Annotated in this window: 12 protein-coding genes; 4 read left to right on the forward strand and 8 right to left on the reverse strand. The window is 74.9% G+C overall.

The annotated features are described in order from the left end of the window. Positions 1-8 precede the first annotated feature (8 nt). Positions 9-3,314, reverse strand: coding sequence for a chemotaxis protein CheB (locus tag AB0H75_RS29365; protein WP_367801652.1), 3,306 nt, complete (start codon positions 3,312-3,314; stop codon positions 9-11). A gap of 220 nt (positions 3,315-3,534) precedes the next feature. Here AB0H75_RS29365 and AB0H75_RS29370 point away from each other — a divergent pair, with 220 nt between their 5' ends. Both AB0H75_RS29370 and AB0H75_RS29375 read left to right on the forward strand, forming a co-directional pair. Further along, positions 3,535-4,239 carry a hypothetical protein gene (locus tag AB0H75_RS29370; RefSeq protein WP_367801654.1) on the forward strand — a complete coding sequence of 235 codons (705 nt, stop codon included), beginning with the start codon at positions 3,535-3,537 and terminating at the stop codon, positions 4,237-4,239. Positions 4,240-4,276: 37 nt separating this feature from the next. Beyond that, entirely contained in the window at positions 4,277-4,657 is a 381-nt protein-coding gene (locus tag AB0H75_RS29375; protein ID WP_367801656.1) for a hypothetical protein, read from the forward strand. Positions 4,658-4,738: 81 nt separating this feature from the next. Here the strand turns inward: AB0H75_RS29375 and AB0H75_RS29380 are convergent, their stop codons facing one another. From AB0H75_RS29380 to AB0H75_RS29400, 5 genes are all read right to left on the reverse strand, one after another. Continuing rightward, on the reverse strand, positions 4,739-7,414 hold the full coding sequence (locus tag AB0H75_RS29380) for an AAA family ATPase (protein WP_367801658.1): 2,676 nt from the start codon (positions 7,412-7,414) through the stop codon (positions 4,739-4,741). Positions 7,415-7,614: 200 nt separating this feature from the next. Then, positions 7,615-8,280, reverse strand: a complete 666-nt coding sequence (locus tag AB0H75_RS29385; RefSeq protein WP_367801660.1) for a uridine kinase — start codon at positions 8,278-8,280, stop codon at positions 7,615-7,617. Positions 8,281-8,332: 52 nt separating this feature from the next. After that, positions 8,333-8,614, reverse strand: coding sequence for a hypothetical protein (locus AB0H75_RS29390; protein WP_367801662.1), 282 nt, complete (start codon positions 8,612-8,614; stop codon positions 8,333-8,335). A gap of 74 nt (positions 8,615-8,688) precedes the next feature. Beyond that, a complete protein-coding gene (locus tag AB0H75_RS29395; protein ID WP_367802054.1) occupies positions 8,689-9,912 on the reverse strand; it encodes an MFS transporter in 1,224 nt (407 codons plus the stop codon). Between the two features lie 49 nt (positions 9,913-9,961). Then, the gene (locus AB0H75_RS29400; RefSeq protein WP_367801664.1) at positions 9,962-10,471 is read right to left on the reverse strand and encodes a GNAT family N-acetyltransferase; all 510 of its coding nucleotides are present in this window, start codon (positions 10,469-10,471) and stop codon (positions 9,962-9,964) included. 136 nt (positions 10,472-10,607) lie between these two features. On the opposite strand from AB0H75_RS29400, the gene AB0H75_RS29405 reads away from it, so the two are divergent. Next, positions 10,608-11,564, forward strand: a complete 957-nt coding sequence (locus tag AB0H75_RS29405) for a cyclase family protein (protein WP_367801666.1) — start codon at positions 10,608-10,610, stop codon at positions 11,562-11,564. 189 nt (positions 11,565-11,753) lie between these two features. Here the strand turns inward: AB0H75_RS29405 and AB0H75_RS29410 are convergent, their stop codons facing one another. Continuing rightward, positions 11,754-12,803, reverse strand: a complete 1,050-nt coding sequence (locus tag AB0H75_RS29410) for a protein kinase family protein (protein WP_367801668.1) — start codon at positions 12,801-12,803, stop codon at positions 11,754-11,756. A gap of 108 nt (positions 12,804-12,911) precedes the next feature. On the opposite strand from AB0H75_RS29410, the gene AB0H75_RS29415 reads away from it, so the two are divergent. Then, positions 12,912-14,138, forward strand: coding sequence for an ROK family protein (locus tag AB0H75_RS29415; RefSeq protein ID WP_367802056.1), 1,227 nt, complete (start codon positions 12,912-12,914; stop codon positions 14,136-14,138). Positions 14,139-14,194: 56 nt separating this feature from the next. Here AB0H75_RS29415 and AB0H75_RS29420 read toward each other — a convergent pair whose 3' ends face one another. Further along, the gene (locus tag AB0H75_RS29420; RefSeq protein ID WP_367801670.1) at positions 14,195-15,478 is read right to left on the reverse strand and encodes an alpha/beta fold hydrolase; all 1,284 of its coding nucleotides are present in this window, start codon (positions 15,476-15,478) and stop codon (positions 14,195-14,197) included. Between the last annotated feature and the right edge of the window lie 239 nt (positions 15,479-15,717).

Below are 15,717 nucleotides of genomic sequence, written 5' to 3' on the forward strand. Positions count from 1 at the left end.
CCGCGGTCTCACCGCGCAGGGCGCGGGGCGCCCCGGGCGTCGTCGAGGTCGGTGATGTCGATGCAGTACTCGCAGATGTCGCCGTCGGCGAGGCCGCGGCCGACGAACAACATCCAGCGGCGGGTGCCGTCGGCCAGGATGTACTCCTTCTCGTAGGGGCCGATCCGGCCGGTGGCGGCCAGAAGCTCCAGCTGCGCCTCGCTGACCGGCAGCCATTCCGGTGGCGTCATGGCCTGCCAGGTCAGGGCCCGGGCCTCGATCTGGTCGCGGGTGTAGCCGCTCATCCGCAGGAAGACCTGGTTGGCGTCCACGACGGTGCCGGTGTGGTCGAAGTACAACATCCCGACGTTCTCGGTCTCCAGGAAGAGGCTCAGCCGTTCCTGGTTGATCCGGCGGACCCGGGACAGTTCGAGTTGCGCGCCGACGCGCGCGACCAGTTCGCGGGCCGAGAACGGTTTGACGACGTAGTCGTCGGCGCCGGCGAGCAGCCCTTCGATGGCGGTCTCCTCGCCGGCGCGGGCGGTGAGGAGGAGGACCGGCAGCGTGGCCAGGATCGGATCGGCGCGGATGGTGCGCAGCAGAGCGAAACCATCCAGGCCGGGCATCATCACGTCGGCCAGCACCAGATCCGGTCGCCGGTCGCGGATCAGTGCCAGGGCTTGAGCCGCGTCGGCGGCGGCGGTCACGCGCCAGGCCGGGGCGAGCAGCCGGGTCAGGTAGTCGCGCAGGTCACCGTCGTCGTCCACGATCAGGACGTGGGCTCCCGGGGCTCGCAGCGGCAGCCGTCCGCCGGTCCCGACCGCGTCAGCGGGACCGGCCCACGAGCCCGATAGCGGGCCCGACTGCGAGCCGGTCTGCGGACCGAGCTGCGGGCCGGTCGGCGAGCCCGACTGCGGGCCGGTCGGCGGGCCGGTCTCCCAGCGGGCGGCCTCGCCGGCCAGCGCCGTCGCCAGGCTCCCGGCGGGGGCGGCCCGGTCGGCCGGGCGGGAGGTGTCCTGGATCCTGGGACGCGCGCCGCGCGGCACCCACACCGTGACCGTGGTCCCCTCGCCCACGTGGCTGGTGACGCGGACGCGGCCGTGATGGATGCGCACCAGCTCCTGGACGAGCGCCAGCCCGATCCCGGCGCCCTCGTGGGAGCGCCCGCCGGCGCCGCGTACGCGGTGGAAACGCTCGAAGACGTGCGGCAGCTCCTCAGCGGGGATGCCGACGCCGGTGTCGCGCACCACCAGCTCGGCGTGCTGGGCCAGCGCCCGCAGGGTGACCCCGACCGTCCCGGTCCAGGTGTACTTGAGCGCGTTGGACAGCAGGTTGGACAGCGTCTTCTCCCACATCTCGGCGTCCACCCAGATCGGTTCCGGCAGCGGCGGCGCGTCGAGGGTGAGCTTCAGGTCGGCGGCCTCGGCGGCGCTGTGGAACATCGCGGTGATCTCGGCCGTCAGCGCGGCCAGGTCGGTCGGGGCGAACCTGGCGCGCATCCGGCCGGCCTCGATCTGGGAGAAGTCCAGCAGCGTGTCCACCAGCCGCAGCAGCCGCCGGGTGTTGCGGTCGAGCAGGTCGACGTACGCCGCCTGCTCGCCGGCGGTCCTGTCGGGGTGCCTGCGCAGCTCGTCCAGCGGGCCGAGCATCAGCGTCAGCGGCGTGCGGAACTCGTGGGAGATGTCGGAGAAGAACGCCGTCCTCGCGCGGTCGAGCTCGGCGAGCCGCTTCAGCTGCCTGCGCGCGCGGTCACGCTCGCCCGCCCCGGCCAGCCTGGTGTCGATCGTCCCGGCGGCGAGCGAGAGGAACTCGCCGAAGGCGTCGTCCAGCGGTAACCGCGGCTCGGTGCCGAGGATGAGCACCCCGGACACCTTGTCCCTCGCCTGGCCCTCCGTCCTGTCGTACAAGGGGTGCAGCACGGCGCGGCGCACCGTCAGGCGCTCAGGACCGAAGACGTGCCCGCGGAAGCGCTCGTGGACGTCGTCCAGCACGATCGGCCGCCGGGTGTGCACCACCTCGGCCAGCGGCCAGGCCCCGCCGGCCGTCAGGGGCAGGGCGCGGGGGGCCGGCGCGCCGCCTTCCGCCACGCCGCTCGCGCCCGCGAGGTTCGCCCACCCGCCGTCCAGCAGGTAGGCGATCGCGAACGGCAGGTCCTCGGCCTCGCCGAGCCCCGCGAGCGCCTGCCGCAGCTCCTCGCGCCGCGTGGGCGCCGGAGGCGCGGACGCCAGCCGGTTGAGCGTGCGCAGCCGCCGCGCGGCCAGCACCTCGCCGGTACGCTCGCGGAAGGTGGCGAGGACGCCGGCGACGCGCGCGTCCAGGTCGCGGACGGGGCGGAACCCGACGTCCCACCAGGCGTCGCGCAGCCGCCCGTCGCGCAGCAGCGCGCTCCTGAACCGCTCGGCGTACGCGGTCCGCCCGCTGAGCGCGCGCTGCCGCAGCGGCGCGAGCCGCGCCCGCGCCTCGGGGAAGACCTCGTCGTGCGGCCGGGCCAGGACCTCCAGCGGCGCGCGGCGCAGGAACGCCGTGGCCGCGTCGTTGGCCAGCGTCAGCCCCTCGGGCCCCCACAGGACCGCCGCCGGCTCGGGCGCGTCCATCGCCAGGCGCACCACCGCGCGCAGGCAGGCCGGCCAGAGGTGCACCTGGCCGAGCGGCGTGGCGTCCCAGTCGATCTGGTGCGCGGCGGCGGCCACCTCGCCCGGCTCGCCGAACGTCGCCAGGATCGCCTCGCGCTCCGAGCCCGGCCGCGCCACCGGCGCGCCGGCGGCGAGGTCGGCGAGCACGCCGGCGATCTCGTGCAGCGGCAGCACCAGGTCGGCGCCGGCGCGCGCGGCGGCGCCCGGCATCGCCGGGTACTCAGCGCTGTCCTCGCTCTGGGCGATGACCAGGCCGCCGCGGGCCTTCAGCGCGGCCACGCCCGCCGCCGCGTCGTTGCCCGATCCGCTGAGCACGACGGCCACCGCGCGCGTCCCGAAGGAGTCGGCCAGCGAGGTCAGCAGGACGTCGTGCGGCCGGGGCCGCTGCTCCAGCGGCGCCAGCGGGCTCAGCGAGCACGTGCCGTCGGGCAGGACCTCCAGCTGCCGGCGCGGCGGGCAGACGCTCACCCGCCCCGGCACCAGGGCCGCGCCGTCGGCCGCCCACTCCGCCTGGTGCCCGGTCAGCCTCCGCAGGATCTGGGGCAGCACGCTGCCCCGGCCGCCCAGGTGCTGCTGCACGACCACCGCCGCCGGAAGGTCCGCCGGCAGCTCCCGCAGCACCGCCGACAGCGCGTCCAGCCCTCCGGCGGACGCCACCAGAGCGACCACCTCGGCCTCGGGAACCTTCCACGGATCCGGCATCACCCCATTATCGCCGCCCGGCCCCGCCGTGCCAGTGCGCGCGGCGGGGCGGCGCGGGGCGCGGCGACGAGCGCTCACCGGCCGGCCCGCCGGCCGCGGTGAGCATGAGGAATCGCGTACCCGGAAATGAGTAGTCATTACTCTGCCCCCCGAATTTCGCGACTGCCAGAGTTTCTTCTGCCGGAAGGCGGAATTCCGATTTCGAAGGGGAATGATGAGAATGAAACTCCGCACCGTTTCAGCGGGACTCGCTGTCGCGGCCACGGCGGTGACGGCCATCGGGGGCCCGGCGAACGCCGCGAATCACCCTTCCGAGGCCGACGTCAGGGCCGCCGTCGAGCACGCCGTGTCGGGCAAGGCCACCGCCGCGGACCTGGAGATCATCAAGAACGACCCCGAGCTCGCCCGTACGGTGCCGGTCTCGGCCAAGGTGGGCACCCCGGTCGTCACCAAGGTGGACCCGCCCCAGCGCTCCGGCGGCCGGGACTCCTCCGCGCTGCGCGCGGCGCTGGCGTCGTACCAGCAGTTATGCCTGAACATCGACGTCCCGCTGACCCTGACGTCCTGGTCGGGCACCACCATCTACACCTGGCACCACGCCTTCTCCTACTGCACGGCCAACCAGATCTCGGGCTGGGAGACGACCCGCGTCATCACCTGGGCCCCCTACAACCGGGGCGACTACTTCACCGACAAGAGCTCCGTCGTCTACCCGCAGGGCCTGGTCACGGACGTGCTCAACGCCCCCGTGGGCGCGGCGATCGGCACCAACACCACCGGGGCCGGCTCGCGCTTCCTCTCCCACATGGCGCGCTCGGTCAACCTCTGCATCGCCCAGTTCGCCTGCTACGCCAGCAACCTGCCGCAGAGCAAGCTCACCCTCGGCAGCGAGAACGTCACGGTGGCGTTCTCGTCAGCGTTGTGAGAAAGCCCGTCGTGAATTCGAGAGGACAGGAAACGCCGTGAAGAATGCCGTCAAGAAAGCGCTGGCGACGGCCGGCGCCGCCGTCGCCGCGATCGCCGTCCTGGGCTCGTCCTCCCCGGCGGCCGCCGTCGGCAAGTATCTGGAGACGGACAAGGTGGCCTGTCCGGTGTGGGCGACCGGAACCTACCACGACACCTATGAACCCTCCGGTTACCGTGCCTTCGCCAACGAGTGCCATACCAAGGCGTTCGTCATGAGCGCGCGGGTGCGGCTCGTCACCAGCTGCTCGTGGGGGTTCACCTACCGGGGCGAGGTGAAGACCGTCGTCGAGGGGCGCTGGGCGAGCTTCACCACCCCCTCGCAGAACGAGCCCGGCTGCCTGTTCGGGGTTTCCGACTACTGGCTCGAAGCGGCCTGACGCGCCGCCCGCGACCTCCGGGTCCCGCCCGCGACCTCCGGGCCCCGCCCGTGCCACCCGGCACGGGCGGGGCCCGCCGGCTCACGTGCTCCGGTGCCCGAGACGGCCGGCCAGCTCCCCGCGGGTCGAGACGCCCAGCTTCGCGTAGACACGCTGCAGGTGGTTGTCCACCGTCCGCACCGAGATCGACAGCTTGGCCGCGATGTCCCTGCTGGCCAGCCCCTCGGCGGCCAGGATCGCGACCTCCCCTTCCCTGGCGGTGAGCGGCGTCGCCGCGCCGGCCGTCCGCAGCACGGGGGTCCGCGCGCCCTCGCACCTGGCGGCGTTCGCGGCCGAACGCGCGGCGGCGGCCGACGCCCGCCGGGAGTTCCCCGCGCGGCGCCACAGCTCCGCCGCCGCGCCCGCCGCCTCCGCCGCGAGCAGGCCCGCCCCCATCCGGTCGAGGTCGCCCGCCACCGCCGACAGGCCGTCCGGGTCGGCCGCGGCCAGTGCGGCCGCCAGTTCCGCGCGGGCGGCCGTGAAGGGACCCCCGGCCCTCGCCAGCTCCGCGAGACGGCCCGCCACCTCGGCGGCGGCCCCGAGCCGTGCGAGGTCCGTCAGCAGCACGGCCTCGGAGGAGAACTGGCCCCGCTCGCGGGCCTCGGCTGCCGCCGCCCGGAGCACCCTCCTGGCCTCGCCCCGCTCCCCGCGCGCCACGTGCGTCCACGCCTCGCCGAGCCGTTCCTCGGGCACCCGCGCCGCCGGGGCCGCGAGGCCGGCGTGCTCGGCGAGGGCGGCCTCCGCCGCGCGCACGTCACCCTGCAGCGCGGCCGCCGCCGCGAGCCCGGTCAGGGCCAGCGGACGGATGATCACTCCCTGCGGGCGGGTGTCGTGCACGATCTCCGCGTACCAGCGGCGCGCCGAGGCCGGGCGGCCGGCCAGCCAGGCGTTGCGGGCCAGCGGGAAGAGCAGGAGGGTGCGCTGCCAGCCGGTCGGTGCCCCGGCCGGGTCGGTGTAGGCGTGCTCGCCGGTGACGCGGGCCTCCTCCAGGCGCCCGCTCTCGGTCAGGGCCAGGACGAGGGCGGAGCGCGCGGCGGCCTCCTGCGGGGCGTACCCGCGGCCCTCGTCCCGCGCCCTCACGCACAGGGCCACGGCGCGCTCGGCCCACCGCACCGCCTCCTGCCCGCGCCCCAGGAAGGACAGCGCGCTGGCCCTCGTCGCGGCGGCGGCCGTCCACGCGATCACGCCCGCGATGTCGTCCACCGGCGGTTCCTCGTCCGGCATGCCGTCGAGCAGGGCCAGGCTCTCGGCGTGGTGACCCAGGCTGGAGACGATGTTGGCCTCGTTCACCCGCAGCGCCCGCAGGCCCGCGGGGCTCGTGACGCGGTCGCGCGCGGCGTCGTTCGCGGCGACGGCCTCCTCGCGGGCGGCGCCCCGGCACCACATGAGGTTGTGCGTGCGCGCCAGCGCCACCGCGAGCGCGCGGGACTCCGTCCTGGCCGTCCCGTCCGCCCTGCGCAGCACGTCCTCGGCCTCCAGCGGCCGGCCCGCCTCCGACAGCGTGCGGCCGAGCAGGAGCAGCGCGGGGAAGGTCAGCTCCTCCTCGGGGATCGCCCGGAGGAAGGCGAGCGCGCGGGCGTGGTCGTCGCCGTACGCGGCGAGCCGGGCGGCCTGGAGGAGCAGGGCCGGATCGGCGGTGCCGGTGCCGGCGAGCCGGTAGGAGGCCAGGCGCATGGCGTCCTCCCGGCGGCGGGCGCCGGTCGCCTCCAGCCGGTCCGCCTGCTCGCGCAGGATCTCCCGGCGGCGCGGCTCGGTGACGTCCGCGGGCAGCACCTCCGCGTAGAGGGGGTGTGCCAGGCGGGCGTACGCGCGCCGCCGTTCCCGTACGACGGTGACCAGCCCGGCCCGTTCCAGCTCGTCCAGGACGTCGGCGCCGGGATCGCGCTCCAGGTCGGCGACGGACACCGGGCCACACAGCGCGAGGACGTCGAGGACGCGGCGGGCGGGCGGGGCGACCGTCGCGAGCCGGTGGCGGATCAGGTCCGTGAGGCGGCGGGTGACCGGAAGGGGCTCGTCGGTGGCCAGCCGCCAGATCTCCCCGTCGTTGGTCAGCCGGCCTTCGGCCAGCGCGCCGCGCACCAGCTCGCCCAGGTAGAGCGGGTTGCCCCCGCTGGCGGCGTGTAATCGGTCGACGCTCTCGCGGTGGACGTGCCCGGCCAGGGCGGCCCCGAGGAGCTCGCTCACCTCCCGCCAGGTCAGCGGCGCGAGGTCGGCGTGATGGACGGCGTCGCCCCGCCCGAGCGTCACGGCGCTCTCCCCGGACGAGGCGTCCGAGCGTACCGTGCCCACCAGGAAGACGGCGCCGGTCTCCATGAGCTGGCGCAGCAGCAGGGCCGAGGCGGAGTCGAGCAGGTGCAGGTCGTCGATGAGCAGGACGAGGCGGGCCGTCGCGGCGTAGGCCCGCGACATGAGCCGGACCGCCGCGGCGAAGCCCGCGACGGGGTGCGACAGGTCCACCCCGTCCGGCAGCAGATGGGCTATCGCCCCGAGGGGGATCTCGGCCGCCGCGCCGGTCGCGGCGGCGCGGGCCACGGCGTGTCCTCGCAGGTCGGCGAGGGCGAGGCATTCCTCCGCCAGCCGTGTCTTGCCGACGCCGGGCTCCCCGAAGATGAGGAAACCGCTGCACCCGGGGTCGTCGAGGACCGCCCCGAACGCCTCCAGCTCCGCGTCACGGCCCACCAGGGACCATCGTCTCGGCACCACCTCAGCCGTCGCCACCGCGTGCTTCTCCTTCCATCCGGCAATCGAGCGTGTCGTACGGGGGCCGGCCAGAGGTGCTGACCGGAGACGCCCTCTGATTGTCCGTCGATATCCGGCGAAAGGGGAGAGAAAGGTAGGAACGGCCTTCCCGGGCTTCACCCGCCGCAGGGCCGCGCCACCGCGACGAAGCGGTGCGACGCGTTCACCCCCATGTTCGCCTACGGGCGGCCGGCCTCGGGGCTGACCGGCGGGGCGACGACCAGCTCGGTGTCCGGGTCGTGGGCGAGGTGCGGCGGGCCGGCGACGATCATGGTGGCGCGGACCCACGGCCGCTCCCGCGCCAGGAACGGCAACTCCTCCAGCAGCCAGTTCGCCACGTGCTCCAGCTGCTCGGGGGAGTCGCCGTCCCGGGCGACCAGCAGGCGCTCCTGCTCGTCCAGGTCACCCTGCATCCACACGGAGGCGTCCAGCCACGGGGCGAGCTCCTCGCGGATGACGCCGGTGCCCTCGACCCAGACGACGGGGGCGCCGGCGGGGACGGTGATCGATCCGGGCCGGTCGTGGTCTTTCCAGGCATCGGGGCGGAAGTCCACCGCCTCGCCCCGGTGCAGGGGGCGCAGGACGTTCTCGACGAGCACGGCGCCCCAGTCGAAACAGGCGTGGTTCCACGCGACGTCGTCGGTGTGCACGACGGCGGAACCGGCCACCGCCTCCCGTAACCGCCCGGCCAGGGTCGTCTTGCCGGCGCCGCCCCGGCCGTCGATCGCGATCACCCGCGGACGTCCGGTGACGCCGGGTGACGCGTCGCGCAGCCGCCGCACGGCGTCGAGCACGGTCACCACCCGCCAGCCGGCGGCCTCGGTCTCGCCTGGATGAAGACGCATGGACAACGTGCCTCCGGAGGAGCGGGCGCGGGCCGGGGTGCGCCGGGGTCGTTCACGGGTGGTGGTGCTGGACCAGCTTGGTGATCTCCGTGCCGTCCGAGGGCCTGGCGGCGGCGGTGGCGGTGGCGGTGCGGAAGGAGCGGAAGTGCGGGTCCAGGTGGCCGCGATCCAGGCTCAGCTCGGGGTCGGTGGTCGCGGTCGGCGTGGGCAGGGCCGGGACGGGCTGCCGCGCCACGGCGGCCCGCGCGGTGGGCCGTGACGCGGCGCGATGAGTCGTACAGCTCACGAGGGCCGGCGCGGCGGCCGACCGTGCGATCGCACGCAACGCCCTCATGACGAACTCCCCGATACCGACAAGCCGATCGTGAGAGTACGACGACGCGCGAAGCGGGAAAGTTCCCGCCACCATCAGCTGAGACCCGACGGGCGCGTGCCCCGTAGCCGGGCCATCCCGGGAACGAGGAGCAGGCACGGCGGGATCAGGAGCACGAGCCCCGCCGCGCCCAGGAGGACGGCTCGCTCGCCGGCCAGGCTCGTCAGCGGCCCGGTGGCCGCCTGGCCGAACGGCATGAGGCCGAACGTGCTGAGCCAGGCCAGCGAGGTGATCCGCCCGATCAGGTGGCCGGGCACCTCGCGGTACAACGCGACGTCCCAGCAGAGGGCGTAGGTCTCCACGCCGAAGCCGGCCGCGAGGTAGCAGCAGAAGAGCACCCAGGCCGAAGGGGCGTACAGCAGGCCGAGAGGGACGACGGCGTAGAGGGACATCGAGCACATGGCCACGACTCCCGGGCGCCGCGGCCGCCAGGCCATCATCGTGAGGCTGCTCATCAGCCCGCCGGCGCCGTAGCACGCCAGGGCCGTGCCGTACGCCGTGTAGGAGCCGAAGGTGTCCCGGGTAAGCACGGGCAGGAGCACCTGGCTGGGCGCGATCACGAACATGAGGCTGATCGGCGAGAAGAGCAGAAGGGCCGTCAGCCACGGCCGCCGTGCGGCGTCGGCGAACCCCGCCATCGCCTCCGCGAGCAGGGAACGGCGGGCGACCCGCGTCCACGGCGGCTCCTTCACCCGGAGGAAGGCGAGCGCGCCGGCGGCGAAGGCCAGCGCCGCCAGGACGAAGGGAAGGGCCCCGCTCCCGCCGGCGAGGAGCGTGCCCGTCACCGGGCCGGCGATGACCCCCACCCGGGTGCAGATGTTGATCAGGGCCCGGCCGGACACCCGCCGGCCTTCGTCCAGCGAGCTTGCCAGGAGGGCGTTGAACGCGGGCCGGATGAAGGCCTCCGCCGCCCCGATCACGAACAGGACAGCGGCCGCCGACCACACGGCGGCAGAACGCCCGGCCACGAGGATGGGAACGCTCGCCGCCACGGCATCGACGGCGAGCATGACGGTCAGGACCCGCCGTCGCGGCAGCCGGTCGGACCAGACCCCGCCGGCCAGGAGCAGGCATGACGACGCGATGCCCTTGGCGGCCAGCACGACACCGACCGCGGCCGCGTCACCCCCGGCGCTGAGCACCGAGACGGTGACGGCGACCGCCAGGACCTGTTCCCCCGTCACGAACCCGATCTGCGCCAGCGCGATCAGCCGGAAGGCGGGACTCCGCAGCGCCGTCAGGTCGATACCCGCCCGCATGGGTCTCACGCCCGCTCCCCTCTCGTGGTCTCGGGCACGGGACGGGGGTTCAGAGGCTCTTGCGCATGAGAACGCACATGGTCTCGTGGCGGCGTACCGAACCGTCGGGAGCTTCCTCGTCCCAGGCTTCGGGCTCTCGGCCATAGGCGACGTAGCCCAGGCGTTCGTACAAGGCGCGAGCCCGGGGATTGTCCTCCTCGACGGAGAGTTCCGCCCTGCGCAGGCCGCGGTCGCCGATGCGTCGTTCGGCGGCGCCGATCAGCAGCGTTCCCAGGCCACGGGACTGGAGCGCCGGGAGCACGGCGAGCTGCCACAGGGTCCCGGCACCCGCACGGGCCTGGTAGTCGATGCCGCCGATGGCCACAGGCAGGTCCACAGGGGTGCACACCGCCAGATAGTCCACCTCCCCCTTCGCGGCGCGGGCCAGCGCCCGCCCCACCTGGCGCAGGTGGGTGGCCGAACCCGACCAGGCGCACGCGGGCAGGTCGCCGGGCAGGAGGTCGCGCACGCCGACGGGGACGGCGACGGTGGTCATGACGGGGCGGCGGGCGGCGGTCACGGGCGTGAGGATGTCAGGCGACGCGATGGCGGGGCAACGCGTTTTCCCGCTCCCGGCAGGGTCATGGCGAAGGACGGATCGGGATAACCTGCCTGCGGTGCCCCGAAGCCGCGTGACCGAAGGAGCCGATGCTGCGATGACGGCGGAGCGAGCGATGCCCACGCAGGACGACGTGCTCGGATATTTCGACACGCTGTCGAACTGGGGACGGTGGGGCGACGACGACCAGCTCGGCACGCTCAACCACATCACCGACGACGTCCGGCTGGCGGCGGCGCGGGCCGTGCGCCACGGCAGGAGCGTGTCGTGCGCGTGGGAGGTCGCCGTGCCGGACGACATGGAGCGGTCGACGACGGCGTGCCCGTACGCCGCCGACATGCCGGGCGCCGAGAACATGCCGGCGGGCGCGTTCCACAACGACCGGCGCTGGGGCTTCTCGACCGAGCGGCTCGGCCTCACCTTCCACGGCAACACGCTCACCCACCTCGACTCGCCGTGCCACATCTTCTGGGACGGCACGATGTACAACGGGCGGTCGCACGCGCTGGTCGACGCCGCGACGGGATCGGCGTGGGGGGCCGTCACGGCGGCGGCCGACGGGATCGTCACGCGTGGTGTCCTGCTGGACGTCGCGAGGGCCCGCGACGTGCCGTGGCTGGAGCCGGGGCAGGGCGTGTTCCCCGACGATCTGGAGGAGGCCGAGCGCCGCCAGGGCGTGCGGGTGCGCTCCGGCGACGCGGTGCTCCTGCGGACCGGCCACGGCCGCGCCCGGCACGAGGCCGGTGCGGACGGCGGCTTCACGCAGCCCGGCTGGCACGCGTCCTGCCTGCCGTGGCTGCACGAGCGGCAGGTCGCGCTGATCGGCGCCGACAGCCCTCAGGACGTTCAGCCGTCGGGGTACGACGACGTGTTGATGCCGGTCCACGCCGTGAGCCTGGTCGCGATGGGCCTGTGGATGCTCGACAACTGCGACCTGGAGGCGTGCGCGGCGACGGCCGCCGAGCTGGGCCAGTGGGACTTCCAGCTCGCGGTCGCGCCGCTGCGCCTCGCCGGCACGTCCGGCAGCCCGATCAACCCGATCGCCACCTTCTGACCGCGGCTCACGAGGGGGCGGGGCGACGTGGTGGATCCGCTGGGCGCCGGTGAACACCGCCGACCCCGCGAGGACCGTCTGGCTCGCCGCTCCGCAGTGTTTCGCGGCCTTGGCCGCGGTCGTGGCGGCCGGGTCGCCGGACAGGTTCGGCCGAATCCTGTGGCACCCGGGCGTGGGGGTGACGCGCGTTCAGTACGCGCCGCGACCGGTCGGCGGGAACCGGCGGATCTCCTCCAGCGGGTACGGCGTCTTCCTGCTGTCGCTCTGCAGAGCGTGGTAGAAGTCGTTCAGCACGGTGGCCAGGGGGCTGTGCCGCGACAGCAGGGCCGCGACCCCGTCGGGCACGCCGGCCGGCCGTTGTCCCGCCGCCCATTGCCGCACCAGCTCGCGGCGTCGCGGCCAGTCGGCGCCGTGGAAGGTGCCGGCCAGCCAGTTCACCAGGTACGTCAGCGTGTAGGTGCGGTCGAAGGTGAGGTGCCGGCGGTAGAAGGCCCGTTCCTCCGCCGACAGGTCGAACCGGCTCGACACGGCCTGCCCGAAGTCGGTCAGGTAGAGGCGGTGCCCGTCGGTGAGGACGTTCTCGAAGTGCGCGTCGAAGTGCAGCAGGCCGCCCGCGTTCATGAAGGACACGGCCTCGCGTAACCCCTGGCCCGCCAGGGCGCAGGCGCGGTCGGCGTCGCCCGCGCGCACCCGCTCGCCCAGCCACTGGTGCAGGTTGGCGGGAAAGTACTCCAGGAAGAGCGTCAGGCTCGCCGGCGCCTCCGCCAGCGCTTCGAGGCGGCGGCGCACGCCGGGCGCGCCCTCCCAGAAGGCGACCGCCCGGTCGATGTCGGCCAGCTCCCCGTGCAGCGGGGCGGGCTCGGCGTTGGGCAGTATCCGCCAGTGATACAGCAGCGGGAAGCCGGGGAACCGGCCGGTCAGCACCCATTCGGTGGTCATCGTGTGCGCGGCCAGCTCGCGCCAGGCGCCGAAACCCGGCGAGCCGATGCCGTACTGGCAGAAGGGCGGCAACCCGAACAGGTTGGCCGTCGAGTGCGGGTGGCGCAGCTCGGGCTCGGTGAGGGGCACGCGTTTGACGAAGACCGAGGTGCCGCCGAGATCGAGCCGCGCGGACGCCCCGCCGATGCCGGTGCCGAGGGGCACGGCCTCGCGCTCCAGCAGCTCGGCCAGCTCCCGGTCGTCGTGGCGGGCGATGGCCGTGGAGAGGTCACGGTGGGTGGTCAGCCGCGGGTCCGTCATCGTGATCACTCTACTGTCCGGTGCCGGCGCGCCGGCCCCGTCGGCGGGGCGCTCCACCGGCCCGCCGCGGGCGGATCCCCCTGACCGCGACTCCGTACACGCTCTAGGCTGGCGGGGGTGACGGGATCGGCGGCGGGCGTGCGGACGCAGGAGCAGGTGCGGCAGCGGAACCTGAGCGAGGTGCTGCGCCGCGTCCACCAGGACGGCGCGGTGTCGCGGGCCGCGCTCAGCCGCCGGATGGGCCTCAACCGCAGCACCATCATGGACCTGACCGCCGAGCTCATCGCGGCCGGGCTGGTCCGCGAGGACGCCCCCACCGGTCAGGGCCGCGCGGGGCGGCCGTCCATCGTCGTCATGCCGGAGCAGGGCACGGTGTACGGGCTCGCCTTCGACGTCGCCGTGGACCGGCTGGTGGCGGCCCGCGTCGGGCTCGGCGGCCGGGTCCACGACCGCCGCGAGGCCGTACGCACCCGCGCGGGGGTCGATCTGGAGGACGTCGTCGGCGTCCTCGCCGCCTTCGGCCGCGAGCTGGTCGCCGGGGCCGGCCCGGACGCGAGGTGCGTGGGTGTCGGCGCGTCGTACTGCGGGTTGATCAGGCGTGCCGACGGCACCGTCCGGTACGGCCCGCACCTCGGCTGGGTGGATCAGGCGTTCGGCCCGGAGCTGGCCGCCGGGCTCGGCCTCGGCCTTCCCGTCGAGGTGGGCAACGAGGCGCACCTGGGCGCGATCGCCGAGCACGTGCGCGGCGCCGGGCGCGACGTGGACAACCTCATCTACCTGCACGGGGACGTCGGCGTCGGCGGCGGGATCATCGTCGGGGGCGAGCTCCTGGACGGCGACGCGGGCTACGGCTGCGAGCTCGGGCACATGCTGGTCAACCCGTTCGACGGCAGGCCCTGCCTGTGCGGGTCGCGCGGCTGCCTGGAGGCCGAGGTGGGAGAGGAGGCGCTGCTCGACTACGCGGGCCGCTCCGCCGACCTCGTCGGACGCGACGGCATCCGGGCCGTGGTCGCCCTCGCCGGGGCCGGTGACGCCCGCGCGCGGTACGCCCTCGACCGCGTCGGCGACTGGCTCGGCGTCGGCGTCGTCAACCTCATCAACCTGTTCAACCCGGCGCTCGTGGTCTTCGGCGGGATGCTCCGCGACGTCTACCCGGGTGCCGCGTCGCGCGTCCGCGCCCGGATCGACGCGCACGTGCTGCCGGTGTCGCGCGAGCGTGTCCGCCTGGCGGTGACGGCCCTGGGCGCCGACACCACGCTCGCCGGGGCCGCCGAGCTCGCCTTCGCCGGCCTCCTGGACAACCCTCTCCACACCCTGGCCGCCCTGCGGCGATGAGGCGGGGCGCGTACGAGAGCCTGCCGAGGCGAGCAGGAGGGGCCGTGGCGGCCGGCTCAGGCGGGGAGCCGGTCGAGCAGGAACGCGGTGACCAGCTTCCCGTACGGGGCGGGCCGGTCGTGGGCGATGTCGTGGCCGGCGCCGTCGATCGTGCGGAGGACGGCGTTCGGCAGCACGTCGGCGTACTCGCGGGCCACCTCGGGCGCCAGGTAGTCGCACGAGCCGCGCAGCACCAGCACGGGCACGGCGACCCGGCGCAGCACGGGCCGGGGGTCGGCGACGCCGCGCGCGTCGCGCGTGGTCATGGCGTTGGCCCAGAACCCGAACCCCGCCCCCGAGCGCGGCACCCGCAGCGGCCGCCCGGGGCAGCCCGCCCGCATGTCGAACGCGCCGGTGAGGGATTCGAACTCGCCGCTCATCGCTTCGTCGGGCAGCAGCGCGTGCGCGGTCCGCGGCCCGGTGACCTCGGTGAGCAGGTGCGCCAGCAGGAAACGCGGGTGGTGCTCCCACAGCACCTGGTTCTGGTCGCGCAGCCCGCCGGCCGTCAGGTGCCGGTTGCCCGGGAAGGCGGGGGACCACAGGGTTCCCGGCGAGGCCACGACCGCGCGGGCCACCCGGTCGGGATGCGCGGCCAGGTAGGCGGCGACGAGCTGGCCGCCCCAGGAGACGCCGGCCAGCACGACGCGGTCGGCGCCGATCGCCGCCCTGATGGCGTCCAGGTCGGCCACGTGCCGGGCGACCGTGTAAGCGCGTACGTCGGGCAGCCGGCTGGACAGGCCGGCGCCCACCTGGTGGTAGTCGTACACGTCGAAGCCCGCGGCGGCGAGCGCGGGGGCCAGCGGCGACGGCTCGGGGTCCGGGGAGCCCGGCCCGCCGTGCACGAGGATCACCGGCGTCTCCCTGCGCTCGCCCGCGGCCGGCGTGCGGACGTAGGCGATGCGCGAGCCGGTCGGCAGGTCCCAGTACCGCGTGCCGGGCCCGGCCACCGCCGGCCGGTACGGCGGCCCGCCGAACAGCAGGCCCGCGACGGGGACGGCCACGGCCGCCAGCTCGATGCCGGCGACCGCGATCGGCACCCAGCGCCGCGCCCGGGCGCTCGCCACGCGCCGCAGCGCCGACCGGCACAGATACCAGGCGACGCCGGTCAGGACCGCCGCGGCCGCGGCCGACGCCACGTACCGGTTGCCGCTCGCGGCGGCACCGGCCCACAGCGCGCCGGCCCCCGCCACCAGCCCCGCCAGGACCGCCGCGACCACGCCCAGCCCGGCCATCACCTTCGCCCGCCCGCCCGCGCTCTCGCCGCCGGCTGAAGGGCCTCGTCCACCGTCCGCATCTCCCATGCCAAGGCCAACGGACGATCATGTCGTTTTTCTCCGCGCCGGCAGCGGCGGCGGGCGGCGTCGGATCGCCTGGCGGGTCACGCCGCGTCCCGGGGCCACGGGTCAGCGTTCGCACGTCCCGGCCTTGGCGGAGCAGGTGGCGGGCGGGGGCGTTGCGGCCCTGGCCCGCGTTCGAGCGAGCGGTGAACGGATTCGCCGGGGATGAGATCTGAGTCACTTTCGGCGGGACGGTGTCACAC

Source organism: Nonomuraea sp. NPDC050783 (assembly GCF_040802095.1).
Taxonomy (GTDB): Bacteria; Actinomycetota; Actinomycetes; order Streptosporangiales; family Streptosporangiaceae; genus Nonomuraea.

Excerpts from the sequence above, each read along its gene's own strand:
- AB0H75_RS29365 (WP_367801652.1), bottom strand. The coding sequence starts at position 3,314 with ATGCCGGATCCGTGGAAGGTTCCCGAGGCCGAGGTGGTCGCTCTGGTG.
- AB0H75_RS29370 (WP_367801654.1), top strand. The coding sequence starts at position 3,535 with ATGAAACTCCGCACCGTTTCAGCGGGACTCGCTGTCGCGGCCACGGCG.
- AB0H75_RS29385 (WP_367801660.1), bottom strand. The coding sequence starts at position 8,280 with ATGCGTCTTCATCCAGGCGAGACCGAGGCCGCCGGCTGGCGGGTGGTG.
- AB0H75_RS29390 (WP_367801662.1), bottom strand. The coding sequence starts at position 8,614 with ATGAGGGCGTTGCGTGCGATCGCACGGTCGGCCGCCGCGCCGGCCCTC.
- AB0H75_RS29395 (WP_367802054.1), bottom strand. The coding sequence starts at position 9,912 with ATGCGGGCGGGTATCGACCTGACGGCGCTGCGGAGTCCCGCCTTCCGG.
- AB0H75_RS29405 (WP_367801666.1), top strand. The coding sequence starts at position 10,608 with ATGACGGCGGAGCGAGCGATGCCCACGCAGGACGACGTGCTCGGATAT.
- AB0H75_RS29410 (WP_367801668.1), bottom strand. The coding sequence starts at position 12,803 with ATGACGGACCCGCGGCTGACCACCCACCGTGACCTCTCCACGGCCATC.
- AB0H75_RS29420 (WP_367801670.1), bottom strand. The coding sequence starts at position 15,478 with ATGGGAGATGCGGACGGTGGACGAGGCCCTTCAGCCGGCGGCGAGAGC.